General features: G+C 72.4%; 21 protein-coding genes and 2 pseudogenes. 11 read left to right on the top strand and 12 right to left on the bottom strand.

Going from position 1 to position 23,406, the window contains the following annotated elements; genetic code table 11:
* The first annotated feature begins 356 nt into the window (after positions 1–356).
* Positions 357–584 (top strand): hypothetical protein, encoded by a 228-nt coding sequence (locus ABZO29_RS41065; RefSeq protein ID WP_367325288.1) that lies wholly within the window; start codon positions 357–359, stop codon positions 582–584.
* Positions 585–704: 120 nt separating this feature from the next.
* Here the strand turns inward: ABZO29_RS41065 and ABZO29_RS41060 are convergent.
* The 3 genes and pseudogenes from ABZO29_RS41060 to ABZO29_RS41050 form a co-directional block, all read right to left on the bottom strand.
* Positions 705–1,775: pseudogene (locus ABZO29_RS41060) on the bottom strand (acyltransferase); the annotation flags it as partial.
* Between the two features lie 144 nt (positions 1,776–1,919).
* Positions 1,920–4,061 (bottom strand): annotated as a pseudogene (locus tag ABZO29_RS41055) (bifunctional polysaccharide deacetylase/glycosyltransferase family 2 protein); the annotation flags it as partial.
* 17 nt (positions 4,062–4,078) lie between these two features.
* Positions 4,079–4,741 carry a hypothetical protein gene (locus ABZO29_RS41050; protein ID WP_367325287.1) on the bottom strand — a complete coding sequence of 221 codons (663 nt, stop codon included), beginning with the start codon at positions 4,739–4,741 and terminating at the stop codon, positions 4,079–4,081.
* Between the two features lie 153 nt (positions 4,742–4,894).
* Here ABZO29_RS41050 and ABZO29_RS41045 point away from each other — a divergent pair, with 153 nt between their 5' ends.
* The 4 genes from ABZO29_RS41045 to ABZO29_RS41030 all read left to right on the top strand — a co-directional run bounded on the left by ABZO29_RS41045 (position 4,895) and on the right by ABZO29_RS41030 (position 8,349).
* Complete coding sequence (locus tag ABZO29_RS41045) at positions 4,895–6,052, top strand: ABC transporter ATP-binding protein (protein ID WP_367325286.1); 1,158 nt, start codon at positions 4,895–4,897, stop codon at positions 6,050–6,052.
* Between the two features lie 321 nt (positions 6,053–6,373).
* Entirely contained in the window at positions 6,374–7,096 is a 723-nt protein-coding gene (locus ABZO29_RS41040; RefSeq protein WP_367325285.1) for a CBS domain-containing protein, read from the top strand.
* 150 nt (positions 7,097–7,246) lie between these two features.
* Positions 7,247–7,837 carry a universal stress protein gene (locus ABZO29_RS41035; protein ID WP_367325284.1) on the top strand — a complete coding sequence of 197 codons (591 nt, stop codon included), beginning with the start codon at positions 7,247–7,249 and terminating at the stop codon, positions 7,835–7,837.
* Entirely contained in the window at positions 7,837–8,349 is a 513-nt protein-coding gene (locus ABZO29_RS41030) for a flavodoxin domain-containing protein (protein ID WP_367325283.1), read from the top strand. Before ABZO29_RS41035 ends, ABZO29_RS41030 begins: the two co-directional genes overlap by 1 nt.
* 16 nt (positions 8,350–8,365) lie before the next feature.
* On the opposite strand, the gene ABZO29_RS41025 is transcribed toward ABZO29_RS41030, so the two are convergent.
* A complete protein-coding gene (locus ABZO29_RS41025) occupies positions 8,366–8,572 on the bottom strand; it encodes a hypothetical protein (protein WP_367325282.1) in 207 nt (68 codons plus the stop codon).
* A gap of 820 nt (positions 8,573–9,392) precedes the next feature.
* Between ABZO29_RS41025 and ABZO29_RS41020 the strand changes: the two genes are divergently transcribed.
* The 3 genes from ABZO29_RS41020 to ABZO29_RS41010 all read left to right on the top strand — a co-directional run bounded on the left by ABZO29_RS41020 (position 9,393) and on the right by ABZO29_RS41010 (position 12,339).
* Positions 9,393–10,724: a phosphoribosyltransferase family protein gene (locus ABZO29_RS41020; protein ID WP_367325281.1), complete on the top strand. Its 1,332-nt coding sequence runs from the start codon at positions 9,393–9,395 to the stop codon at positions 10,722–10,724.
* Between the two features lie 210 nt (positions 10,725–10,934).
* Positions 10,935–11,804 (top strand): CBS domain-containing protein, encoded by an 870-nt coding sequence (locus ABZO29_RS41015; RefSeq protein WP_367325280.1) that lies wholly within the window; start codon positions 10,935–10,937, stop codon positions 11,802–11,804.
* An 82-nt stretch (positions 11,805–11,886) separates the two neighbouring features.
* Positions 11,887–12,339 carry an OsmC family protein gene (locus ABZO29_RS41010; protein WP_367325279.1) on the top strand — a complete coding sequence of 151 codons (453 nt, stop codon included), beginning with the start codon at positions 11,887–11,889 and terminating at the stop codon, positions 12,337–12,339.
* Between the two features lie 60 nt (positions 12,340–12,399).
* Here ABZO29_RS41010 and ABZO29_RS41005 read toward each other — a convergent pair whose 3' ends face one another.
* The 4 genes from ABZO29_RS41005 to ABZO29_RS40990 form a co-directional block, all read right to left on the bottom strand.
* A complete protein-coding gene (locus tag ABZO29_RS41005) occupies positions 12,400–13,728 on the bottom strand; it encodes a wax ester/triacylglycerol synthase domain-containing protein (RefSeq protein ID WP_367325278.1) in 1,329 nt (442 codons plus the stop codon).
* A gap of 168 nt (positions 13,729–13,896) precedes the next feature.
* On the bottom strand, positions 13,897–14,316 hold the full coding sequence (locus ABZO29_RS41000; protein ID WP_367325277.1) for an Hsp20/alpha crystallin family protein: 420 nt from the start codon (positions 14,314–14,316) through the stop codon (positions 13,897–13,899).
* Between the two features lie 96 nt (positions 14,317–14,412).
* A complete protein-coding gene (locus tag ABZO29_RS40995; protein WP_367325276.1) occupies positions 14,413–15,009 on the bottom strand; it encodes a hypothetical protein in 597 nt (198 codons plus the stop codon).
* A gap of 77 nt (positions 15,010–15,086) precedes the next feature.
* Positions 15,087–15,767, bottom strand: coding sequence for a CBS domain-containing protein (locus ABZO29_RS40990; RefSeq protein ID WP_367325275.1), 681 nt, complete (start codon positions 15,765–15,767; stop codon positions 15,087–15,089).
* 428 nt (positions 15,768–16,195) lie between these two features.
* On the opposite strand from ABZO29_RS40990, the gene ABZO29_RS40985 reads away from it, so the two are divergent.
* Complete coding sequence (locus ABZO29_RS40985) at positions 16,196–18,139, top strand: PAS domain S-box protein (protein ID WP_367325274.1); 1,944 nt, start codon at positions 16,196–16,198, stop codon at positions 18,137–18,139.
* A 10-nt stretch (positions 18,140–18,149) separates the two neighbouring features.
* Here ABZO29_RS40985 and ABZO29_RS40980 read toward each other — a convergent pair whose 3' ends face one another.
* On the bottom strand, positions 18,150–18,641 hold the full coding sequence (locus ABZO29_RS40980) for a hypothetical protein (protein WP_367326379.1): 492 nt from the start codon (positions 18,639–18,641) through the stop codon (positions 18,150–18,152).
* A 309-nt stretch (positions 18,642–18,950) separates the two neighbouring features.
* Between ABZO29_RS40980 and ABZO29_RS40975 the strand changes: the two genes are divergently transcribed.
* Positions 18,951–20,156, top strand: a complete 1,206-nt coding sequence (locus ABZO29_RS40975; RefSeq protein ID WP_367325273.1) for an acyltransferase — start codon at positions 18,951–18,953, stop codon at positions 20,154–20,156.
* Between the two features lie 438 nt (positions 20,157–20,594).
* Here the strand turns inward: ABZO29_RS40975 and ABZO29_RS40970 are convergent, their stop codons facing one another.
* The 3 genes from ABZO29_RS40970 to ABZO29_RS40960 all read right to left on the bottom strand — a co-directional run bounded on the left by ABZO29_RS40970 (position 20,595) and on the right by ABZO29_RS40960 (position 22,647).
* Complete coding sequence (locus ABZO29_RS40970; protein WP_367325272.1) at positions 20,595–21,464, bottom strand: potassium channel family protein; 870 nt, start codon at positions 21,462–21,464, stop codon at positions 20,595–20,597.
* Positions 21,465–21,580: 116 nt separating this feature from the next.
* Entirely contained in the window at positions 21,581–21,718 is a 138-nt protein-coding gene (locus tag ABZO29_RS40965) for a hypothetical protein (RefSeq protein ID WP_367325271.1), read from the bottom strand.
* A gap of 53 nt (positions 21,719–21,771) precedes the next feature.
* Positions 21,772–22,647, bottom strand: a complete 876-nt coding sequence (locus tag ABZO29_RS40960; protein ID WP_367325270.1) for a universal stress protein — start codon at positions 22,645–22,647, stop codon at positions 21,772–21,774.
* A 290-nt stretch (positions 22,648–22,937) separates the two neighbouring features.
* Here ABZO29_RS40960 and ABZO29_RS40955 point away from each other — a divergent pair, with 290 nt between their 5' ends.
* Positions 22,938–23,399: a Crp/Fnr family transcriptional regulator gene (locus tag ABZO29_RS40955; RefSeq protein ID WP_367325269.1), complete on the top strand. Its 462-nt coding sequence runs from the start codon at positions 22,938–22,940 to the stop codon at positions 23,397–23,399.
* The last annotated feature ends 7 nt before the right edge of the window (positions 23,400–23,406 follow it).

Here is a 23,406-nt window from a genome sequence, read left to right as displayed (position 1 = left end):
GTCGGGCGGCACACTCGTACGGCGAGGGGCTCCACCGTCACCCTTGCACCGGCAGCCCGGCTTCGCGAGGGGTGGTTCGGCCCCGAACAGGGACACTCGGCCCACGGGACCGTGCTCCGCGTCCTCCGTGCGCGCCCGGTCGAGGGCCACTCGGCCCGGTGACCGGCCCGCTCAGCCCCTGGGCCGACGGGCGCGCCGGCCGGATCCTGAAGGCGAAGCCTGGAGAGAAGGTGCGCCATGACCGAGGGTGGGCCAACGCCGGTGTGGCAGACAAGCGGGCGGCTGCACGCGCGCCGCGGCCGCCGGTCCGGCACGGGCTGTCCGAGATGTCCCGTAACTCCCGAAGGAGGTCGATCATGACAACTCCGCTCCTGCTGCTCCTCGCACTGGTGGCCGGCACGTACCTGGTGTTCAAGAGCTCGCTCATCGTGGGGCTGGTTCTCATGGGGGCCGGTTTCATCGGTCTGATGATCTTCATGTCCACCGTGGGCAGCCGCCAGCGCCCGGGGGAGAACGAGATGGTCATCGAAGAGCGCCACTACATCGGCCGCAACGACGAAGACCACCATCGCTACCACCACTGACCGGCACACCACCGGGCAAGTTTCCGGCCGTCGTGAACTCGTGAGCGGGAGTGGCCGCCTTGTACGCCATCGACCAGTGCCGGGCAACACGCCCCGGAGGCAGTGCCCGGCACAGCGTCCTCACTGCCGGCGCCGAGGCGGCCTGCCCGACGGTCGTGGCCACAGCCGCACCCGGCGCCCGGCCGCCCTGTCCTCCGACCACCCGACCAACAGCACCGCGACGGCGATGAGCGGCCAGGCGATGAGGTACGGCAACCAGGTGGCGCCCAGCGGCAGGGAGTTCTCCAGCACCGGGACCCGCCACATCCCGTCCATGATGAGCACACCCAGCACCAGTGCCACTTCGTGCCACAAATACACCGTCACCGCACGGGCATTGAGCAGCACCACGGCGGCGTGCACCGGCCGCACGCGGGTGACCCAGGCGTCCCCGCGCGGTCCGAACCGCAACAGCAGGAGGACGAAGCCGAAGGACCACAGGGCCTGCCCGAGCGGGATCGAGCCGAGGTCGTAGCCCTCGTCGGTGGGATGCGACAGGGCGAACCAGCCGCCGACCGCCATGGCGGCCCCCGCCTGCGCCGCCACCCGGGCCGCCGCCAAACGCAGTACGAGCCCGTCGTGGTGGGCGAAGCCCAGCAGCCAGCAGGCCCCGAAGGTGACCAGGTCGGTGAAGGGCGCCTCGACAGAAGCGGACAGCGGCAGCAGTTCGCTCTGCGCGAGCACCGCCAGCAAGAGGAAGACCGCCACCGAGACCCATGGGGCCCTGCGGAACACCCGCAGCAGCAAGGGCGAGAGGATCACGAACAGCAGGTAGGCGCGGATGTACCACAGGGGTGCGACGACCTGCCGGGCCCAGCCGGTGTCGTCGAAGGGCGGTTCGCCGACCGGAACGAACCAGAACACCATCCGCGCCCACCCGCCCGCGTCGCCGTCCTCGTCCGGTCGCCAACCCGTCCACAGCATCGCTGCGACGACGACCAGGCCGAACAGCCACACCGGCGGCAGCAGCCGGCGCATACGGGCGCGCACCACCGCAGCGGCGGACCGGTCACCGCGGCCGAGGGAACGGGCCATCAGCGAGCCGGCCAGGGCGAACATCACGCCCATCGCCGGGAACACGAGGGTGAGCCAGGCCCAGTCGAAGGCGTGGTACGTCACGACACGGACCAGGGCCACCGCCCGCAGGAAGTCGAGATAGAGGTTACGGCCGCCCGGACGGGATGCGGCGGGTTGAGCGGTCGGGGCGGGCGGAGCGGTCGTGGTGGGCGGGGCGGACCCGGCGGCGGGGGCGACCGGCCGCTCGGCCGGCACCGGCCGCGCCGAGGGCAGCGGTGCCGCCGCCACCTGGCCGGTTCGACGCAGCTTGTGCCAGCGCAGGCGGGCGCCGGTGAGCGCCGTGGTGCACGACTGCAGGAGCACCGTGTAGAGCAGCTGACGGTAGAAGAGCTGCTGCAGCGGAAGCGCCCACAGGGCACGTTGCTTCTCCCCGTCGAGCCGCAACGCGTAGGCGGCGCAGAGCAGTTGTACGCCGAGCAGCGCGCCCCAGGCCAGTGCCGTGCGCCCCGGGTCCCGGAAGAGCAGCCCGTACAGGAGGAACAGGTCGATGAGCGGGGCGAGCAGCGGGGTGAGAACGGTGAACAGCACCACCAGGGCCAGTCCGTACCGGCCGAAGTGACCCGCATGCCCCCGTTCGACGACGGCGTGACGGTGTTTCCACATCGCCTGAAGGGTGCCGTAGCTCCACCGGTAGCGCTGCCGCCACAACTCGCCGACGCTGCCGGGCGCCTCTGTCCACGCGCGAGCGCCCTCCTCGTACACGACGTGCCAACCGCCCCGGTGCAGAGCCATGGTGAGGTCGGTGTCCTCGGCGAGGGTGTCGTCGCTCAGGCCGCCGACGTGCCGCAGTGCGGTGCGCCGGAAGGCTCCGACGGCCCCGGGCACGGTGGGGATGCAGCCGAGCACGTCGTACATCCGGCGGTCGAGGTTGAGCCCCATCACGTATTCCAGATGCTGCCACGTGCCCAGCAGACGGCCGCGGTTGCCGACCTTGGTGTTGCCGGCCACCGCCCCGACCCGGCGGTCGGCGAAGGGCTGCACGAGGCGGTGCACGGTGGCCGGCTCGAAGACCGTGTCGCCGTCCATCATCACGATCAGCCGGTGCGAGGCGTGCGCGACGCCGGTGTTGAGGGCGGCCGCCTTCCCGCGGTTGGCCTGGCATACGACGCTGACACCGGGCAGCGCCAGCGACTCCACGACCTCGGCCGTGCCGTCCGTGGAGCCGTCGTCCACCACGACCACCTCGACCGGGTGCTCGCTCTTGACCACGGACAGCACGGTCTGGGCGATACACGCGCGCTCGTTGTACGCGGGAATCACCACGCTGACGGGCTCGGTGACCTCCGGTCCCCAGGAGAAGTCCGGGGCGCGGCGCCCGTCGGCGTGGCGGCGGGCGAGCACCAGCATGGCCGCGAATCGGAGGAGCATCAGCACGCCGACGGCGGCCATCAGCACCGCCAGGGCGGGCACCAGCCGGTCACCGACGGTCACGGCCACCACGAAGACGCGTCCGCTCCACAACTCGGCTCCGGAGACCGGATGGTGGGCGCTGTCGGCCCCGAGTCCAGCGGTGACGGTCGTGAACCGGTAGCCACGGGCGACGAGCTCGGGGATGAGGACGTCCAGTGCGTGGACGGTCCGGGAGCGGTCACCGCCGGCGTCGTGCAGCAGCACCACGGCTCCCTGCCCGGTCAGCCTGCCGGTGACGCGGGCGGCGATGGCGGCCGCGCCCGGCTGCCGCCAGTCCTCGGTGTCGATGTCGACCAGCGCGGTGATGTACCCCTTCTTGCCGAGCCGTTGGACCACCGGCCAGGACAGGTCGTCCAGATCCGCGGCATGGGAGGAATAGGGCGGCCGGACGAGCGAGCTGTGGATTCCCGCCGCTCCCGCGAGGGCGAGCTGGGTCTGCGCCAGCTCGCGCTGCATACGGGCGTCGGAGTGATACACGAGATCGGGGTGAGTGAAGCTGTGCACGCCGACCTCGTGTCCGGAGCCCGCCATCCGCCGTACGAGGCCGGGCTCCCGGGCGGCCGCGGCGCCGGTCACGAAGAACGTGCCCTTGACGTCGTGGCGGTCGAGCACGTCGAGGATCCGCGGGGTCCACGTCGGGTCCGGTCCGTCGTCGAAGGTCAGGGCGACGGTGTGGTCCGGGAGAGCGTGACTGCGCGTCCCGGACCCGGAGGTGTCGATCACGGGTCCGCCGCGCAGCACAGCCTCGGGCACATGCCCGGACGACACCGCGGGGTGGACACGGTGGTCGGCAGCGAACTCCCCGTGTGTGTACCCGTGCAGCAGCAGGACACCGGCCACGACGGCCAGGACGAGGAGCAGGGACCCGATCCTCGGTCGCGAGGCGGCGGTCCCACGGGAGCGATCCGCGCCACGGGTGCGGCCGGCCTGTCTCGCGGCGGGATGTCCCAGCGGCCCTGCGGACATGGTCAGGATCCCGGGGAAGTGCCGGATGGCGCCCCGCCGCTCTGCGTCGCCCCGCCGGCGCCGGGCGATGCGCTCGGCGTGCCACCCGGAGTTCCCGGACTCGTGGGACTCGCAGTGCCGTCGGAAACGCTGGGCGAGGGCGTGGGACCGGTACCCGACGGGCTGCCGGAGTCCGGCGGGCCGGTGCCCGTCGAGGAGTCACCCGTGGGCGACGCACCGCCGGTGCCGGTCGCCGGGGCGGAGGAGAAGCCGGGCGCGACGGACTCCGTAGGTGCGGGAAGACCCGTGACACCCGACGGCGAAACGGACGCGCCGGAGGAGGGCGCCACGGACTCGCCCGGCAGGTCCTCCTTCGGGGTCTCTCCCACGGAGCCCGGTTGCTCCGAAGGCAGCCCCGGAAGGGGCAGCACGGTGCGCGGGGCGAACGGCGTCGCGCCCGTGAAGCTGAGCAGCAGCACGGCGGTGTACGCGAGGAGGAGCGCGCCCGTCGCGCAGCCGAACCGCCGAATGCGGCGGGCGCGGCGTCCGCTGGAGTCGACGAAGACGGGATCGGCGCCGCCGGCCTCCGTGGTCGAGCCTGCGGGGTCCGGCAGGACCAGCGGCAACGTGTCGGTGCCGGGCCGCGCGGCACGCGCACGCTGGGCCTTCGTCCGGGAACGCAGCATCTCTCCCCCTCTCGCCCCTTGCCTCCAGGCTCGTGGCGGGTGTCCGGGGCGCCCAGGGGCCGACCGGCCCGCGGCGAGGCCGGAGGGGACCTGCCTCCCGGCAACACTCCCGCCCAGCCTGGGAGCAGAGAGATCCCGAGAGGGGGGAAGATCATGGCGACCGTGACCTTCGACAAGGCGACCCGCTGCTTCCCGGGCATGGACCGTCCGGCCGTCTGCGGGCTCGAACTGGAGATAGCGGACGGCGAGTTCATGGTGCTGGTGGGGCCCTCCGGCTGCGGCAAGTCCACCAGCCTGCGCATGCTCGCCGGGCTGGAGGACGTCGACTCCGGATCGATCCGCATCGGCGACCGGGACGTCACCCATCTGCCGCCCAAGGACCGCGACATCGCGATGGTGTTCCAGAACTACGCGCTCTACCCGCACATGACGACCGCCGACAACATGGGCTTCGCCCTGAAGATCGCACGCATGCCCAAACGCGACGTCCGCCGACGCGTCCAGGAGGCCGCCGCCATCCTCGATCTGCGGGACTACCTCGACCGCAAGCCCAAGTCGCTCTCCGGTGGCCAGCGTCAGCGCGTCGCCATGGGCCGCGCCATCGTCCGCGAACCACAGGTGTTCCTCATGGACGAGCCCCTGTCCAACCTCGACGCCAAGCTGCGCGTGCAGACCCGCACACAGATCGCCGTGCTGCAACGCCGCCTGGGTACCACGACCGTGTACGTCACCCACGACCAGGTCGAGGCCATGACCATGGGAGACCGCCTGGCCGTCCTCGACAACGGCCTGCTGCAGCAGGTGGGCACGCCCAAGGAGGTCTTCGCCCGGCCGGCCAACACCTTCGTCGCCGGCTTCATCGGATCACCTGCCATGAACCTCTTCCGCCTGCCCCTCACCGGTAACGGGGTTCAGCTGGGCGGCGTGTCCCTGCCACTGCCCCGCCCGACCCTCGAGGCCGCCGGAAACGGCTCCGCGTCGGAGATCGTGCTCGGGGTCCGCCCGGAGCAGTTCCAGCTCCTGTCCCCGGAGGATGCGGACGGTCCCGGGCTGGAACTCGTCGTCGACGCGGTCGAGGACACCGGCTCCGTCGCCTACGCCCACGCCACCGCGAAGCTCGGCCAGGAGCTCGCCCCCGTCGTCGTCCGGCTGCCCGGACGGCCCACCCGGAGCAAGGGGGCCCGACTGCGCGTCGGGGTCCGTCCGGACGACGTGCACTGCTTCTCGGCCGCGACGGGCCTGCGGCTTCCCGGCGAGAAGCTCACGACGCCCCGCAGGGATCACGAACACGCCGGCCGGGCTCACCGCTGACGGTGCCCGGTACGGCAGGCGCGCCGCCGTACGCCCACCGGACGGTGGGGCGGTTCGGTCCCCTGACCAGGGACGCTCGGCCCCTGCCCCGGCGCGCAGCCGGGAGAGAGGCTGAAAGGGCATCGGGAGGCGGGCTTCCCGGGAAGGTCCTCCAAGGGACAGCAACGGCCGCCCGGCCGATCGGGCCCGTGCGAGTCCCGGCTCCCGATGCCATCACGGGCCACCGCGCCCGTCGGCCGAGGCGGTCGGGCGCGCCCGCACAGCAACATCTGTTCGCCCGACTCCCGTGGAGCGCGGCGGACGCGGAGAGGAGTGGGCGCCATGACCCGCATCGTCGGCGAAGTGATGACCCGCGAGGTCGTCGAGGCGCACCGGGACACCTCGTTCAAGGACGTGGCGCGGTTGCTGGACGAGCACCACATCAGCGGGCTTCCGGTGGTGGACCAGGACGACAAGGTCCTGGGCGTGATCTCCGAGACCGACCTGATCCGGCACCAGGCGGCCCGGCCCGCCGAGAACCGGGTCCGGCACTCCCGGCTGTCCGCCCGGCGCCGGGCTGCCACCCGTCGCGCGGCCGACCGGGCCCGCGCCACCACCGCGGAGGACCTGATGTCGACTCCCGCGATCACCGTGCACCCGGAACAGCCGGTGGCGGACGCCGCGCGCGTCATGGAGCGGCACGGCGTGGAGCGGCTTCCCGTGGTGGACGAGGAGGACCGCCTCATCGGCATCGCCACACGCCGCGACCTGTTGCGCGTCTTCCTGCGCATGGACGAGGAGATCCGCCGGGAGGTCCTCGACGACGTGACCCGCGCCATGTCCCTGCCTCCCCACACCGTGATCGTCTCGGTCCAGGACGGCATGGTCACACTCGAGGGACGGCTGGAGCACCGCAGCGACATTCCGCTCGTGATCCAGCTGACGTATCGGGTGGACGGCGTGGTCGGCGTGCTGAACAGCCTGACGTACCGCATCGACGACACGCACCGGCCCGAGAGACACCCCTCCCGGCGGATCGGGCACTACTGGCTGCCCGAGCGCTGACCCCGCGCAGCCGGGGACGGCGGTCACGTCATCGGCTCACGGACACCCCCGGCCAGGGGCCGTTCGGCACGAGAACGGTGCCGCTCGGCCCACGCCGGCCCCATTCGGCCCGAAGCACCGTGGAAGCACAGGCCGTCCAGGGGAGGCACCATGACCGAACACGCCGCCCGTCGCGGCATCGTGGTCGGCGTCGACGGGTCCGAGGCGTCGCGGGCCGCTTTGCGCTGGGCGGCGGCGCAGGCGCGCGTCCTCGGGACGGAGGTGGTCGCCGTGCACGCGTGGGATCCTGCCGCGGCGGGCTACGCGCCCTACGCTCCGGCATCCGCCCGGCCGACGGCCGCGGAACAACGCGAGCGGGCCGCGCAGACCCTGGCTTCCACCGTGCGCAAGGCCTTCGGCACGCGTATCGACCCCGCGGTGCGCGCCGTGCTGGTGGAGGGGCCGCCCGCACGAGTCCTGCTGCAGTACGCCCGCGGCGCCCTGCTGCTCGCGCTGGGGCGCGGGGCCCATGGGCAGTGGGAGTTGCCCCCGGTCGGCTCCGTGGGGCGCGAGTGCCTGCGGTGTGCGACGATCCCCGTGGTGACGGTGCCGGCCCCCTACTCGCCCGACGCACGGCTTGGGGCTGCCGAGGCGCACGGCCACCTCCGCAGTGGTACCGCGGCGCAGCGTGTTCGCCCGGCCCGGGAGCGGCACGGACCCATGGACGGCCGGCGACGAGGCCACGAAACGCGAGGTGTGTGATGGACGTCTTGGTGGGCTACGCGACCGCTCACGGCTCCACACGGGACATCGCGGACCGTCTGGCGGCCGGACTGGACAGGGCGGGTTTGAGAGCCGAGTCCAAGGCGCTGGAGACCGTGGACGACGCCACCGCGTACACCGCGTTCGTCCTGGGCAGCGCCGTGCACGGACAGACCTGGCTCGAGCCGGCCAAGACCTTCCTCCGTGACCATCTCGACCTCCTGTGCGCCAGGCCCGTGTGGATCTTCAGCGTCGGGATGCCGGCAGCTCTGCGCGGGCCGTGGAAGCGCCTGGCGGCGAAGGAGATTCCGCTGATCGTGGAGAGTCTGCCCGGCGAGCTGCCCTACCGTGACCACCGGCTGTTCTCCGGCGTCGTCGCCCCGGCCCAGCTGTCCCTCGTCGGACGCGTCCTGTTCCGCCTGGTGGGCGGCCGGTTCGGCGACTACCGCGACTGGGACGCCGTGGACGGCTGGGCGGCCGAAATCGCCGGAGCACTCACTCGCTCCTCCTGACGAGCCGGTACCCGGCTCAGCAGCTGACGGACGTACGGTGATCCGTGCCCGCGGGCGGGTGCGGCGTCCGCGTCGGCCGGCTCGGCGGCGTGTGCAGGCGACGCCTCAGCAGCCGCAGTGCGAGCGCGTCGAACAGCGCGGTCAGGACGAAGGTCACGCCCATCGCCGCGACCAGCAGCACCGTGAACCGCTCCCAGAACTCCGGTGTGAGACTCGTACCCACTGTTCTCGCCCTCCCTCGGATCGGCGTCGTTCCCTCACACCTCCAGCCAACTCCGGCGCCGCGCGCCGCACATGAGCCGACCGGCCCGAACACAGGTCTGGAGCGGCCCTTGCCCCGGCCCTGCCCGCGCTCGGGTGCGGGGAGGTGGGCCGGTCGGCCCCCGGCGAGGGTCCGGCCCGGCCCGTGATCCGGGGTCCATGGCCTCATTGGCGTCCGACCGACCGCGGACAAGGCTTCTCGCCACGCGCGGTGCAGGTGCGACCGGAACACCGCGCACGACGACTCAGGAGGCGACGATCATGAAGCGGATGCAGGAGGCCAAACACCCTCGGACTCCGCGGCGGCCGGAGCCACAGGACCTGCGCACACCCTCCGGGCGGCGCCTTCCCTACTGAGCACCCGGCGTCCGATGGCGTGGCCCGCCGAGGGACGAGCACCCGCTCCTGCTTCGGGGGTTGGGGCCGAACGGCCCTGGCGGCGGCCGGGTCCGTGTGTTGTGCTGGAGGTGACGGGAAGGGCCCAGCGATAGACGCGGGGAAGCGGTTGCGAGCCGCGCACCGCGCAATCAGGATCCGCGAGAAGCGGATGGGCCCTTCCCGCCCTGTCGTGCCGTGCCGTGTCGTGTCGTGGAGTCGGCATCTCTTCCGCCGAAGCCGTGCAGGGACTTTCAAGCCTGCTCTCCAGGGTCTGCCCCGGCGCCCGGTCGGTGATGGGATCCCGTTCGCCGGACACGCCACTCGGGGCGCGTCGGAGAGACGATGCAAGGGGGGACACGGTCTCACCGCCGCGCCGTCGCGGCGCGCGCATCAGGAGGTGTCCCATGCGTTTCGAGAACCGTACGCAGGCAGGGCGCCTGCTGGCCCGGAGTCTGGAGCACCTGCGAGGGCAGGACGTGGTGGTTCTGGGACTGCCACGAGGCGGAGTCCCCGTGGCCTACGAGGTGGCCAGGGAGCTGGACGCGCCTCTGGACGTGCTGGTGGTGCGGAAGCTGGGCGTGCCCTGGCAGCCGGAACTGGGTTTCGGCGCCGTCGGGGAGAACGGGGTGAGCGTCCTCAACGACGACGTGCTCCGAAGTGCCGGGCTGAGCGCCGCCCGACAGGCGTCCGTGGAACAGAGAGAGCGAGCAGAGCTGGAGCGTCGTGTACGCCGCTACCGACAGGGCCGTGAACCGGTGCCCGTGGCCGGTCGCACGGTGGTGGTCGTGGACGACGGTCTGGCCACCGGTGCCAGCGCCGAGGCGGCCTGCCAGGTCGTCCGCGGTCAGGGAGCGGCCCGGGTCGTGCTCGCCGTGCCGGTCGGGCCGGATGAGACCCTTCCCCGCCTCCGCATGGTGGCCGACCAGGTGATCTGTCTGGAGTCCCCGCGTCGCTTCGGCTCGGTCGGCACGTGGTACCACGACTTCGCGCAGGTCGACGACGAGGAGGTCACCGAGTTGCTCGAACGGGCCGCCCGTCCTGAGACGGCTCCACTGCCCGCCATCGGCGACGCTCCGCCCTGGGACCGGGAGATCGAGGTGCCCGCCGGGCGGGTGCGGCTGGCCGCGCGGTTCGTGCTCCCCGAGGCCGCGCCGGCGGTCGTGGCATTCGCACACGGCAGCGGCAGCAGCCGGCACAGCCCGCGCAACCGGTACGTCGCCGACCTCCTCAACGGAGCAGGACTGGGCACTCTGCTGCTCGACCTGCTCACAGAGGACGAGGAACGCGACCGCCACAACGTCTTCGACATCGTCCTGCTCGCCGGCCGTCTGCGCGCCGCCGCGCTGTGGCTGCGCCGTGCAACCACCCTGCCCGTGGCCTACTTCGGGGCCAGCACCGGCGCGGCCGCCGCTCTGGAGGCGGCCGCGGAGGACTCCGCCATCGGCGCGATCGTCTCCCGCGGAGGGCGTCCCGACCTGGCCACGCCGACCGCGCTGACACAGGTGCGGGCCCCGACCCTGCTCATCGTGGGCTCCCGCGACACACAGGTCCTCAGCCTCAACCGGCTGGCGGCGGACCGGATGCACTGCGAGCACCGCATCGCGGTCGTCCCGGGCGCCACCCACCTCTTCGAGGAGCCGGGCGCCCTGGACACGGTCGCCGATCTGGCCCGCGAGTGGTTCATCGGCCACCTCGCGCGCCCTGCCGCCGGCGCCCCGCCCCGCGGCCAGGGATGATGCGTGACGCCGCATCAGAGGGTTCGTCACGAGTCGCCGCGCGGTCGGCGGCGATGGCGTCGTGGCACTCCCGGACCCCGGCACGCCAGGACAGCCCGCCCTTGGGGCCGTTCGACCTGCGGAACGGCCCGGGCGGCCCTGTCGTGGGCCGGCCCGTGGGCGGGATGGTGTGCACAAGGAATCGTGGCCCGTACACCGCTGGAGGCTGCCATGGACGACCGAGAGGCGCGGGAAACCGGCACGGCCTCGATGGAGGCACGCCACGCGGTGCCTACCCTCGCCCGCAAACCGGCCGAGGAGTTCCGCCAGAACGTGATGGTGCGCTACCTGCAAGCCATGGCCTCCCACGCGGCGCAGGCCGCCGCCGAGGAGGCGGCCGTGCCCGCGGGGCCCGTCGCGGACCGCACGCCTTCGCATGACGCCGCGCACGCGACTGTCGCGGACCTTCAGGTGAGCCGCATCGTGAAGCGGTCCGTGGCCGGGGTGTCCCCCGACACGCCGTTCCTGGACATCGCCCGGATGCTGGCCCGCGAGCGGATCGGGGCCGCGCCCGTGCTGGACGCCGACCGGCGCGTCATCGGCGTGATCGCGGAGTCCGACCTCCTCGCCCGCGCGGCATCCCTCGCGTCCTCGCCCGAGCAACCCGGACCGTTCGGCAGGCTGCTCGGCCGTCGGCAGCGCTCCGTCGACGCGGGCGGGACGGCCGCCACGCTGATGTCGGCGCCGGCGCTCACCGTCCATCCCTGGACTCCCGTGGTCGAGGCGGCGCGCACCGCCGCCCACTCCAGAATCAGGCAGGTGTTCGTGACCGACCACCGGGGCCGTCTGGTGGGCGTCGTCAGCCGAAGCGAACTGCTGCATGCCCTGGTCCGCGACGACGACGCCATCCGGGAGGAGGTCGTCTCCCGTGTCCTGCGGGACGAGCTGGGAATCGACCGGGCGAGCATCGACGTGCACGTCCTCAACGGCACCGTCACACTCACCGGCTCACTCGCGGCGGACCTGCTGCCGCGCCTGACCGAGGCGGTGGCACGCATCCCGGACGTCCTCGACGTGGTGGACCACCTCACCGCGGTGTGAGAAGAGCAGGCCGTGGGTCCCCGGGCCATTGTCCCGCCGCGCCCGAAAGTTCCCTTGGAAGCGCCGACCAGGAGGCCAGGTCATGACACACACGGCACCGGAGATCGTCACCACCCTGCGGCTGCAGGAGGCGGACGTGCACCGGCTCGAGGTCGCCCACGTCCACGGCGACGCGTACGACGTCGACATCCGCGGCCATCAGCTCCTGGTCGACCAGCCCACGGACGCGGGCGGCACCGATGTCGCGCCCACCCCCGTCGAACTGTTCGCCGCCTCCCTGGCCACCTGCGTCGCCTTCTACGCCGGCCGCTATCTCCACCGCCACGGCCTTCCTCGCAGGGGACTGCGCGTCCGCGCCGAATTCACGATGGCCACCGACCGGCCCGCCCGCGTCGGCACCGTACGCCTCACGATCACGCCCCCGCCCGCGCTCTCCGCACAGCGTCACGCGGCCCTGCTCGCCGTGGCGGCACACTGCACGGTCCACAACACGCTGCGGCAGCCGCCGGAGATCGACATCCAGCTGGAACCGTGACACCTCACCGGCTTCGCCCGCCTCCGCCTGCACGCCCCGCCGGACTGAGAAGCACGCCGCCTACCCGTCGTCCGAACGCAGGTGCCTGACGATCAGGTCCAGTTCGGTGCGCAGTTCCTCGGTGAGTGCCTCCGGTTCGGGGAAGCGGTCGGGGTCGACGATCGCGGAGACGGTGAGGGTGCCCGCGTACGAGAGCACCTCGAAGTAGACGGTGATGTTGCCGCCCGGGCCCACGCCGACGGGAACTGCCGACGTGACCGGTACTCCCCCGAAAGCGACCTGCTCGGCGGGGCCGCGCACATGACTGACCAGGGTGTGGAACCTGCGCTGACGGTTCATGTACCAGCGGAAGCCACCGAGCGCCGCCAGCGGGCGGAACAGCCACCCCAGCAGGGCGATCGGCGGCGGCCCGGCCGCGGCCGCCCGCTGCGCCCGGACCTGCGCGGTGACCTGCCGCAGACGGTCGGACACGGCACCGACGGCCGGCACGGACACCAGCATCGGGCTGACCATGTTGCCCAGGGCGGTCCCGTTGCCCGGACGACGGCCGGACACCGGCACGGTCACCACGAACGTGTCGACGGATTCCCCTCTCGCGAGCAGCATCCGGCGCAGCGCGCCCGCCACGCCGACCAGGACCACGTCGTTGACGGTCGCGTCGTGCGGGTGCGCAGCCGCGCGCATCTCGGTGAGGTCGGCCCGAACCACGACCAGGCGCCGACGTGGCCCCGTGCGGTGATTCAGCGAGCACGGAGCAGCCGGCGGCGGCCGTAGACCCCCGCCGGCACGCAGTGACGCCCGCAGCAGACGCCACGACGCGGTGGTGCGGCGCACGGCCCGCAGCCGGTTCTCCCATGCGTCGCGGACGAGCGCAGCGGTGGTGGGCGCCGGCCGTGGGAAGCCGGAACCGGGCGCGCCGTACGGGGCGTCGACGAGGTGCCTCAGGACGGCGAGTCCGCCGACTCCGTCGGCAAGCACGTAGTGCAGGACGAGCACCAGGGCACCTGTTCCGTCGGCGAGGCCCGTGACCACCGTCGCCGACCACAGCGGCGCGCTGCGCGGCAGCGGGTTGGTGATCAGCGACAGGGCGGTGTCCAGCAGGGCCCGTTCGTCGCCCGGCTCCGAGCAGCGCACCGCTCGGACATGGTTGCGGACGTCGAACCGCGGGTCGTCGGCCCAGACGGGGCCGCCGCACCCGAAGGGCACCCGGACGAGCCGCCGCCGCAGGCGCGGCACCGCAGGGACACGCGCGGCGATCATCCGGCGCACGCTCTCCACCTCGATGCCGTCGGCCGCCCCGAGACGCAGGACGACGCCGAACTGCTCGGGCACCTCACCGGTGTCCATCGCCAGGAACGCCCGGTCCGACGGACTGGCGCGCTCGATCATGTCTCCCACGGTCGCGCGCCGGAAGCCGCGGCGCCAGTCGCCGGACGTCTCGACCGCGGGGCCGAGCAGCCCTGACGACGGCGCCCCGTACCCGAGAACACGTCGGGACGGCACACGTGCGCGGCCGGAAGGTCATCCGGCCGCGCACAGGGGGTGCGGCACCCGTGTTCAGGCGTGCCGCACTGGAATGGTCCTGGTGCCCGTCTTCTCCTCCGGCACCGGAACCGTGACGGTCAGGACACCGTCCTTGTATTCCGCCGCCGCCTCGTCACCCCTGGCCCCGGCCGGCAGCCGGACGGAGCGGGTGAAGGTGCCGTAACGGAACTCGGAGTGGTGCTTGGCCTTAGTCTCCTCGGTCCGCTCGGCGCGCAGTGTCAGCACGCCTTCCGTGACGGTGATCTCGACGTCCTTCGCGGGGTCGATGCCCGGGAGTTCGGCCCGCAGCTCGTACGTCCCGTCCTTCAACTGCTCCTCGATCCGGATGCCGTGCGTTCCCGGAGCGGTGTGCGCCGGAAGTCCCGTCTCGACCCAGCCGAACAAGTCGGGGAGCATCGGCCAGCCCGGAAGCCGCTCGATCATGCCGCTCATGTCACCCTCCTCTTCGCTTTCCCAATTCCAGCGTCACGCGCCGGCCCGGGCCCGCGCGTGGGCCGACCGGCCCCGCGGGGGACCCGGTCGGCCCTGTCAGCCGGTCATCCGCTTCCGCCACTGGGGGCCGACCCGCGCCCACTCCGCCTCCCAGTCCCGCATCCGCCGCCGGTCGAGTCGGGCACGGGCGAGCCAACCGCAGCCCACGGTCGCCCCGCCGGTTCCCACAGCGACCAGCACGCCCGCAGCGGTCGACTGCAGCTGTGCCTCCACCGCCGTGGGAGGCTTGGACACCAGCCGGCCCGTGCGGTCGGTCCAGACGGTGACCGAGGCGCCCTCCGGGCTGCCCGGATCGGCCCTCACCACGCCGGTCCGCGCGGAACCGTCCGGGGCCGTCCAGCGCGCCTTCGCCCACACCGGCTCACTGCCGCCCCCCGCCTCCGTGACGGTCGGTATCCCGTCCGCGGCCGTGGTGAGCACAGCCGCCACGCGGTGCGCCCCGGCACGTCGTGCGGCGAGGCTGTCCTCAAGCCACGCCCCCGCCAACTCGCCCGCGAGCAGTCCGCCGGCCAGGGCGATGATCCAGGTGGCCAGAACGATCCAGGCCTCCACCCTGTCGCTGCGCCGCCGCAGGGGGTTGTGCCGCCACCGCCAGAACGTCTTCTTTCCCGGCGTACGTCGCATCATCCGCATCGGTCGACACCCCCTTCGCCACCTGACGGGAAGGTCGCACTCGCAGGCCTCGGAGCGGGAGGGCCTGCGAGGCACGGTCACGAGGACATCCGGGCCTTCCGCCGACCCGTCGGGCCCTGCCCCACAAGGGCGCTCTCCACGTCCACCACGCCCTCGACGCCCCGTGCCAGGCGCAGGGCGACGGGGACGAGCATCGTGTCGGCGACGCACCCGGTGAGTGTCACAACGCCGTCGTGCACCTCGACGTGGACCCGTCCGATCGGCTCGGGGAACAGCTCGGCGACGACCTCTCGGCGCACCTCCTCCGCGATGGCCTCGTCGTCCCGCAGGAACACCTTGAGCAGGTCGGAGCGGCTCACGATGCCCTTCAGCACCCCGTCGTCGTCGACGACCGGCAGTCTCCTGACCTGGTACCGCGCCATGGTCCGCGCGGCCTGGGCGAGGGACTGGTCCGGGCCCGCCGTGATGGCCGGGGCCGTCATCAGCTCCCCGGCGGTCCGGGCTCCGGCCTTGGCCAGGTCGGAGAGCCGTCGCTGAGGGGCGTACGGGTCCGGGGGGCTCGACCGCAACTCCTCCTTGGGCAGCAGGTCGGCCTCGGAGACGACGCCCATGACCCGGTGGTCGCCGTCCACCACGGGAAGGGCGCTGACCCTCCACCGCTGCATGGCCTTCACGATGTCCTTGAAGGATGCAGCGCTGCCGAGGGCCACGACGGTGCGGGTCATCACATCGCTCACGGTGCGCGGGGCGTCGTACATGATGTCCTCCGGCGGTGCTCGGGCGGGGCGGACGGAGCGGGAGGCTTCAGCCCTGGTTCCGCGAGGGCGGCGGCGCCGCAGCCGGTGGCCCGGAAGCCGTCGGCGCATCCTGCACCGCGCCGGTGCGTCCGTCGTCCCTGTCTCCAGGCTCGATCACGGGCGGCGGGAAAGCATGGGCCGATCGGCCCCTGTCAAGGGCCCTGACGGAGCACACGTGTGCAGGGGCGGAGGACGGGCCGGCCGTCGGGCGCGAGGTGTGCCCCGGCGTGTCATCACCGGCCGGGGTCCCGAGTGTTCCGGAGACGGCCATCCGGAGTTCCGATGACGGACAGGTTCGAGCAGCTGACGCACAGTAGGCGACATTCCGCTGCGGCGGTGGCCGAGAGCCGCTGGGATGTCCTGAACCGTTGCGCAGGATGGGGTGGGACATGGCCGGTTTGGTGGAGGCGGAACCGACGCGGTCCACGCATGCGACGGTACAGAGTCGGTGTGGCTGCGGCGCACCGACACCGGGCGGAGCCGAGGAGCGGTTCCGGGGCCTCCTGGAGGCCGCACCGGACGCGATGGTCATCGTGGACGACACCGGGATCATCAGGCTCGTCAACGCGCAGACCGAGGCCCTGTTCGGCTACGGCCGCGAGGAGCTGCTCGGCCACCCGGTCGAGTTGCTGATCCCACACCGCTTCCGCGCCCAGCACAACCGGCACCGGGGCGGGTACGCCGCCAACCGCCAGGTCAGGCCGATGGGGGCTGGGCTGGAACTGCACGGGCTACGCAAGGACGGCACCGAGTTCCCCGTCGAGATCAGCCTCAGCCCGCTGGAGACGACCGACGGACTACTGGTGTCCGCGGCCGTACGCGACGTCAGCGACCGCAAGGCCGCGGAGGCCCGCATCAACGAGCTCGCCGCGCTCGTCGAATCGTCCCAGGACGCGATCCTCGCCAAGACCCTCGACGGGTACATCACCTACTGGAACGCGGCCGCACAGCGGCTGTACGGCTATACGGCCGAGGAGGCGATCGGCCGGCACGTGTCCTTGCTCGCCCCGCGCGAGATGCAGGACGAGATCAACAGACTGCTCCAGCGGCTGCGCCACGGCGAGAAGGTCGAGCACTTCGAGACGCTGCGGGTCACCATAACCGGTGAGCTGCTGGACGTCGACGTCACGCTGTGGCCGACTCGCGACACGCACGGCACCGTGTTCGGCGCGTGTGCCATCGTGCGGGACATCAGCGACCGCAAGCGCGCGGAGGCCGAACTCACCGCCCTGTACGAACAGCAGCGGCACATCGCGCTCACCCTCCAGCGCAGCCTCATGGGCACCCCACCCGCCCTGACCGGCCTGGCCACCGCGAGTCGATACCGGCCCGCCACCCAGGGCGCCGGTGTGGGCGGCGACTGGTTCGACCTCGTCCCCCTGGGCGCCGACCGGGTCGGCGTACTGATCGGGGACGTGATGGGCCGCGGCCTCGAGGCGGCGGCCGTCATGGGCCAGCTGCGTTCGGCGGCGCACGCGCTGGCCAAGACCGGGATGCAGCCCCGCCAGCTCATGCAGGCCCTGGACACCTGCGTGGCCGACCTCGACGTGCCCGATCAGCTCGTCACGTGCTGCTATCTCGTCATCGCGCCGGACGCCGGTACCGTCACCGTCTGCTCGGCCGGTCATCTGCCGGTCCTCGTCGCCGGCCCGGGGGACGGTGTGACCAGCCTGCCCACGCCCGTCAACGCCCCGCTCGGGGTGGGCAACATCCTCTACGAGCAGTCGTGCTCGGAGATCCCTCCGGGCGCCACCCTCATGCTCTACACCGACGGTCTGATCGAGACGCCGGGGAGCGACATCGAGGGGCGGATAGGGGAACTCACCGTCGTACTCGACAAGTTCTTCGCCGGCACGCCGTGTCTCGAGGCCGCCGCGGACCACGTGCTCGCCAGCATGCTGCCCGACGCCGAGAGTCACAACGACGACGTCACCCTGCTGCTGGCCCAGCTCCCCGCGGCGCCACTGGCGGCCGTGACGACCGAACTCCCGGCCGTGCCGTCCTCGGTGCCCGAGGGCCGCGCGTTCCTGCACAAGGCGCTGACCTCCTGGAACTGCGCCACGAGCACGGACGACGCCCTCCTGCTGCTCTCGGAGACCCTGACCAATGCCGTGCAGCACGCAGAGGGCCCCCTCGGGCTGCATCTGCACCGCACGGACACCGACCTCACGGTCGAGGTCAGCGACCGCAGCCCGCAGCTTCCCCAGCCGCGCCTGGCGGGGAAGGACGAGGAGTGCGGCCGGGGACTGATTCTCGTCCGCGCGCTCGCCGACAGCTGGGGCGTGCGCCCGACGGACGAGGGCAAGACCACCTGGTTCACGCTCAAGCTGTGAGGCGCCTCGCTCAGCGGGCGTGGGCGTCCGACGTCCGCGCGGCCCCTTCCGGCCACACGAGCTCCACCGGAATGCCCCGGGAGCGGGCGAAGGCGACCAGGTGCGCGGTGGCGTCCCGGCCGTCGGACGGCGAGCCGTCCCAGACCGCCAGGACGCCACCGCCCGCCCGGACGACGCGCTCGTCGGCGCCCACTCGGGCGTCACGGTCGGCGGGGTCGTACGCAACCAGCCGGACCTCTTCGGCCAGGAGCAGCAGCTCCCGCGTCGCCGCCCGGTCGGGCTCGGGCAGTACCGCGGGCACCGAGTGCTGCGCGGGCAGGAGCACGACGAGCCGCCGCCCCGCCGCGCGCACGGCCCGCGCGAAGGCCAGCGGAAGTCCCACGCCCGCGCGCACCATCCCGGCGGCCCCCTCGTCGAACCGGTCCAGCCGGACCTTGAGCTCGGCCTCCACCAACTCCAGGGCTGCCGGGGTCAGATCCGTGTGCCCCACCGCGACGATCACCATGCCTCCCGCACCGCTGTACGGGCGACCGGTACGACGGTGACCCGCTCACCGCCCCGCCCCCGCAAAGGGCCTGCGGTCGTGTCGTTCTCCATGGGCTGTGACGCTAGACGGCACACTCGGCCCTCCACCTTGGGCCGAACGGCCCTGGAGGCACCCCGTCCGGCCCACACCGCCCTGGCGTGGGATTCATGACACTCCGGCGCCGGTCAGGTGGCGGGTGTCGGCGGCCGGACCTTGCCCCGGTCGGTCTTGGTGACGGCCCTTTCGGCCCTGGCCGGCTGCGGCCGAAGGCCCGACGCTGAACGTGTGAAGGGCAGGTCCGCGGGTCCGGTTCGGGGATCCGCGCCCGAGGGGCACAGTTCCTCGGTCGAGACCTGGGCCCTTGGGCGGCGAGTGTTCCTGGACAACCTCAAGGTCGTCCTGATCGCGGCGATCATCGCCATCCACGCGGTGCTGAGCTACACGGATTCGATGGACCTGTGGCCGTATGACTCGGTGCGTGAGGTCACCCTGTCGCCCGTGACGGAGACCGCGCTGCTGATGGTCGTCGGCCCCTTCGGATTCTTCGTGATCCCGCTGATGTTCCTGGTCGCCGGCCTGCTCGCCCCGCCGTCGCTGGAACGCAGGGGCGTCGGGGCGTACGCCCGCGGCCGACTGCTGCGGCTGGGGGTGCCGTTCGCCGTATACGTGATGCTGGTGCAACCCGCGGTGTCGTACGCGCTGGAACACCCGTTGGGAGAGGCGACCGGCTCGTACACGGAGGAGTTCCTGGGCAAACCGCCCCAGCTGGGGACGGGCCCGCTGTGGTTCGTGGGCGTGCTTCTGATCTTCTCGCTGCTGTACGCGGGTGCGGTCGCCGTCCGGCCGCGGGGCCGGGCGCGGCACCGGGTGCCCGCCCTTGGGGCATCCCACCTGCTCCTGCTTGCCGCGGTGGTGGCTCTGGCATCGTTCCTGGTCCGCCTGGCATATCCGATCGGGACCGAAAGGGATGTGTCGGGCCTGCAGCTGTGGGAGTGGCCGGGCTGCATCGCGGCGTTCACGCTCGGCATCACCGGCTGCCGACAGGGGTGGCAGGCGGCCGTTCCCGAACGACTGCACCGGCAGTGCCGTGTCTTTGTGCTGCTGGCCGTGGTGGCGCTGGCGGCCTTCATGGCCGGCCTGGGGGCCCTCGCGGGAATCGAGGACGTGGCGGGTGGCCGGCACTGGCCGGCGCTGGTGTTCGCCGCCCTTGAGGGCGTCCTCGTGGTGTTCGGAGCGGTGTGGTTGCTCGGCCTGGCACAGCGGCACCTCGACCGGCCGCTGCGCGGGATCGGCCCGGCTGTCAGCCGCAGTGCCTATGGGGCGTTCATCTTGCAGGAACTGGTCCTGATCGGGTTCGCCGTCGTCCTGCGGCCGTTCCACGTGCCGGCCGAGCTGAAGGCGCTGGTTCTGGCAGGCGGCGGCATCGTGGGATCGTTCGCTCTCGCCCGGCTCCTCCTCGCGCGCGTTCCCGGGCTGGCTCGAATCCTTTAGCCGGAGCCGGAGCCGGAGCCGCGGCCGCAACGGCCCGCGGGGCCATGCCGGTGGCCTGTCAGCTCACGGGACTCGAGGCCCCACGGGCGACCCCTTGGCTGCTGGGAAAAGCAGTCGGCGGGCGTCACCCGGGCCCCCACTACAACTCCCGCGGGAAGACCCGCCGTTGAGGCGACCTCGCGCTATACCCGGTCGACTTCCTCGGTTTCCACCCCCAAGACGCGTCCGGGACGGCGTCCGGTAGGGCGCGCAGCTCACCGTGGAGAGCCCTCACGGGCCAAGCCCGGCTCATCGCCCGGGTCGGCGAACAGACCACCCCCGGCCAGGTCTTCTGCTCCATCCGCTTTCCCGCGAGTTTCCCGCGAGCGGGGTGAACCGCCTCACAGCGGGCCGCGCTCCGCCGATGTCCGCGTCGGTCTCGGCTGCCCCTGTGCCGGTTCACGAGGCCCGTCCGTGGTCTGCGGCGTAGGCCGCGAAGACGTCCGCCGGTGTGCCGCCCGTATGGAGGAACCGCTGGTCGAGGATGGCCGCCAGGTCTTTCAGCGCACCGGTGAGCAGGTCACCCGCCAGTCGCACCTCGGGCCGCCCCGCTGCCTGTCCGCGCTCTGCAAGCGCGGCGGCGTAGCCGACCATGGCCGCCAGCGACGAGTGGTCCTCGCCGTCATGGAAGTAGTACGCCTCCGCATATTGGGTGAAGTCGATGCGGACTCGTACGACCTCGGTGGCCAGGCTGTCCAGCAGCAGCGCCCCCGCGGTGCAGTCGATCTGCCGCGTCGTCGGGTCCGAGTCGCGCAGCAGTGCCAGCCGGACGGCCAGGACCCTCCTGCGGGTCAGTGCCGGGTAGATCTCGAGCACCCAGGAGACTGTGGCGGTCAGGAGGGCGAAGCCGACCAGTGCCTCCAACGGCGAGACCAGGCGGAGCCAGCCCTCGCCGGGTGCGATGTCCCCCAGCCCCAGAGTGGCGACCGTGACGAGCGACAGGTACAGGGAGTCGAGCAGCGCCGGCTCCTGCGCCGCCTCGGACCCGGGCGAGAAGGTGAACGCACCGGGCATGTGGGGCCAGTAGACGATCGCCCAGCCGAGGACGACGGTGCCGGCCCACATGCCCACGACCGTCACCATGGCGAGTGGTCCCACCAACCCGACCACACGCCTACGGGCCCGCAAGCGCCGGGCCAGTCGCCACATGGCCGTCATGACGAGGCGGCTCAGACCGCCGTGGCGGGTGGGGTGCCAGAGGGTGTGGAAAAGGTCCCGCAGGGTGACCATGACGAGGCCCGCGCCCACCAGCGAGACCAACCACCTCATGCGTGTCTCCCACGGCACTGTTCCCTGAAGCCGAACCCCCGCTCTCGGAGCGTAGGCCGACGGCAACACCGCCGCAGCGCCGCATCGTCGCGCTCCGAGGCCGCAATCCCGTCGGATCAACCCGTCGGCAACACCGGCGTGCGGGTTTCTCCGGGGGCCATGGTGACGGCCCGGTCGGCCGGCACCACGCGCATCGGTGACTCCTCCGCGTCGGGCACGGGGCTGCGGAGCCGGCCGCTCCCGTCGTACTCCAAGGTCCACTCCGGCGTCCGACGGCCTCGCCCTCTCCGTCCGCATATGCGGGAGTTCAGGCTCGCTGCGGGACAACGGCCACCGGGCACTCGGCGTGATGCAGCAGAGCGTGGGCGACCCTGCCGAGCTGCAGACCGAAGTGGCCGTGCCGCCGCTGTGCACCCACGACGATCAGTTCCGCGTCGGCCGTTGCGTCCAGGAGGACCTTGTGCGCGGGGCCTTCCACCGCTCGGCGGTGTACGTCGACGTCCGGGTGATCCCGCACCGCCTCGCGCAGTGCGTCGGTGAGGAGGGTCTCGGCCCGCTCCTGGTGAACACTGGCGGCGACCTCGAGCAGCGGTTGATCCATGTGCTCATGGGCGGGGTAGCGCCAGGCCCGGACGGCGTCCAGGGCGCAGCCGCGCACCTCGGCCTCGCGAAGCGCGAAGCGTACGGCGGTGGAGCCCTCGGTGGAATCGCCGACGCCTACCACCACCCGGCCGAAGGAGCCCTGCCGGTTCCGCTCCCCGCCACGGACCACGATGACCGGGCACACGGCACGCGCGGCCACCGTGAGGCCGACCGAGCCCAGCAGCAACCCGGCAAGCTCGCCGCGGCCGCGGGAGCCCGTGACCAGGCCGAAGGCTCCATGGCCCGCCTTCAGCAACACGGACACGGCGTCGTCGGGCAGCACCTCGCTCGACACCTTCAGCTCCGGGTTGCGAAGCCGGGCGCGCTCCGCGGCGGACGCGGCGATGTGCTCCGCCATGATCTCTTCGGACGGGCGGCCGGTGGTGAGGGACGGGCGGCGTCCCTCGTACCGCTCCCACAGGGAGGCGTGGACGAGCCGCAAGGGCAGCCCGAGGCGAGCCGCCTCGTCCGCCGCCCAGTCCACGGCCCGCAGGCTGGAATCCGATCCGTCGACACCCACGACGAGCGGAAGCTCCGTCATGTGCCACCGCCTCCCTGACCGGCGAGCGCGAGACCTTCTGTGCATACCGTCGCACTGCCCTGGGCCCGTCGCGACACTTGGACCGAAAACACGCGGTTCGGCCGGGGAATGACCTCGGTCCCGGTTGCACCACGCCGGTTTGCGGCGATCGTGGAGTCATACGGCCGGGAGGAACACCGCACCTGGTGCGCCGTCCGTCGCCGACACGACCACGGCCCCGCACGGTGAGACGTCCGTGACCGGACACCGAGCCCGCCCTCCACCTTCGAGGCCATGGGGAAGGGAAGGCCATGGTGATTGCGCGGAGCGGCGTCTTCGGCGCCATGACGAAGGAGCATCGCGAGCAACTCATGTCGCTCGCCAGGGAGGTGTCGTTCGCGACGGGCGAGCGCATCTTCAACGAGGGCGGAAAGGCCGACCGCTTCTGGATCATCCACACGGGCACGGTCGCTCTCGATCTTCACGTGCCCGGCAGACAGGCGGCGGTCATCGAGACCCTCGGTGCCGGAAGACTGCTGGGCTGGTCCTGGCTGCTCCCTCCCCATCACTGGCATCTGGGGGCCGAGGCCATGAGCCCGGTGCGTGCCTACGAGTTCGACGCGGCGGCGATCCGTGAGATGTGCGCGAAGGACCCGGGGCTGGACCACGAGCTGTGCACCTACGTCGCCGAGGTGATCGCGCGCCGGCTCAGGGCCACCCGGGTGCGGCTGCTCGACCTGTACGCGCCGCACGGCGCGGGAGAGGTGCCCTGACAAGGCG

The sequence above is a fragment of the Streptomyces sp. HUAS ZL42 genome (assembly GCF_040782645.1).
Classification (GTDB): Bacteria; Actinomycetota; Actinomycetes; order Streptomycetales; family Streptomycetaceae; genus Streptomyces.
Note: the sequence above shows the minus strand (reverse complement) of the source record. Positions and strands in the feature narration are given on the sequence as shown.

What these genes read in the sequence shown, in the direction of transcription:
- ABZO29_RS41065 (WP_367325288.1), top strand. Translation starts at nt 357, where the DNA reads ATGACAACTCCGCTCCTGCTGCTCCTCGCACTGGTGGCCGGCACGTAC.
- ABZO29_RS41050 (WP_367325287.1), bottom strand. Translation starts at nt 4,741, where the DNA reads ATGCTGCGTTCCCGGACGAAGGCCCAGCGTGCGCGTGCCGCGCGGCCC.
- ABZO29_RS41045 (WP_367325286.1), top strand. Translation starts at nt 4,895, where the DNA reads ATGGCGACCGTGACCTTCGACAAGGCGACCCGCTGCTTCCCGGGCATG.
- ABZO29_RS41040 (WP_367325285.1), top strand. Translation starts at nt 6,374, where the DNA reads ATGACCCGCATCGTCGGCGAAGTGATGACCCGCGAGGTCGTCGAGGCG.
- ABZO29_RS41035 (WP_367325284.1), top strand. Translation starts at nt 7,247, where the DNA reads ATGACCGAACACGCCGCCCGTCGCGGCATCGTGGTCGGCGTCGACGGG.
- ABZO29_RS41030 (WP_367325283.1), top strand. Translation starts at nt 7,837, where the DNA reads ATGGACGTCTTGGTGGGCTACGCGACCGCTCACGGCTCCACACGGGAC.
- ABZO29_RS41020 (WP_367325281.1), top strand. Translation starts at nt 9,393, where the DNA reads ATGCGTTTCGAGAACCGTACGCAGGCAGGGCGCCTGCTGGCCCGGAGT.
- ABZO29_RS41015 (WP_367325280.1), top strand. Translation starts at nt 10,935, where the DNA reads ATGGACGACCGAGAGGCGCGGGAAACCGGCACGGCCTCGATGGAGGCA.
- ABZO29_RS41010 (WP_367325279.1), top strand. Translation starts at nt 11,887, where the DNA reads ATGACACACACGGCACCGGAGATCGTCACCACCCTGCGGCTGCAGGAG.
- ABZO29_RS41005 (WP_367325278.1), bottom strand. Translation starts at nt 13,728, where the DNA reads ATGATCGAGCGCGCCAGTCCGTCGGACCGGGCGTTCCTGGCGATGGAC.
- ABZO29_RS41000 (WP_367325277.1), bottom strand. Translation starts at nt 14,316, where the DNA reads ATGAGCGGCATGATCGAGCGGCTTCCGGGCTGGCCGATGCTCCCCGAC.
- ABZO29_RS40995 (WP_367325276.1), bottom strand. Translation starts at nt 15,009, where the DNA reads ATGCGGATGATGCGACGTACGCCGGGAAAGAAGACGTTCTGGCGGTGG.
- ABZO29_RS40990 (WP_367325275.1), bottom strand. Translation starts at nt 15,767, where the DNA reads ATGTACGACGCCCCGCGCACCGTGAGCGATGTGATGACCCGCACCGTC.
- ABZO29_RS40985 (WP_367325274.1), top strand. Translation starts at nt 16,196, where the DNA reads ATGGCCGGTTTGGTGGAGGCGGAACCGACGCGGTCCACGCATGCGACG.
- ABZO29_RS40970 (WP_367325272.1), bottom strand. Translation starts at nt 21,464, where the DNA reads ATGAGGTGGTTGGTCTCGCTGGTGGGCGCGGGCCTCGTCATGGTCACC.
- ABZO29_RS40960 (WP_367325270.1), bottom strand. Translation starts at nt 22,647, where the DNA reads ATGACGGAGCTTCCGCTCGTCGTGGGTGTCGACGGATCGGATTCCAGC.
- ABZO29_RS40955 (WP_367325269.1), top strand. Translation starts at nt 22,938, where the DNA reads ATGGTGATTGCGCGGAGCGGCGTCTTCGGCGCCATGACGAAGGAGCAT.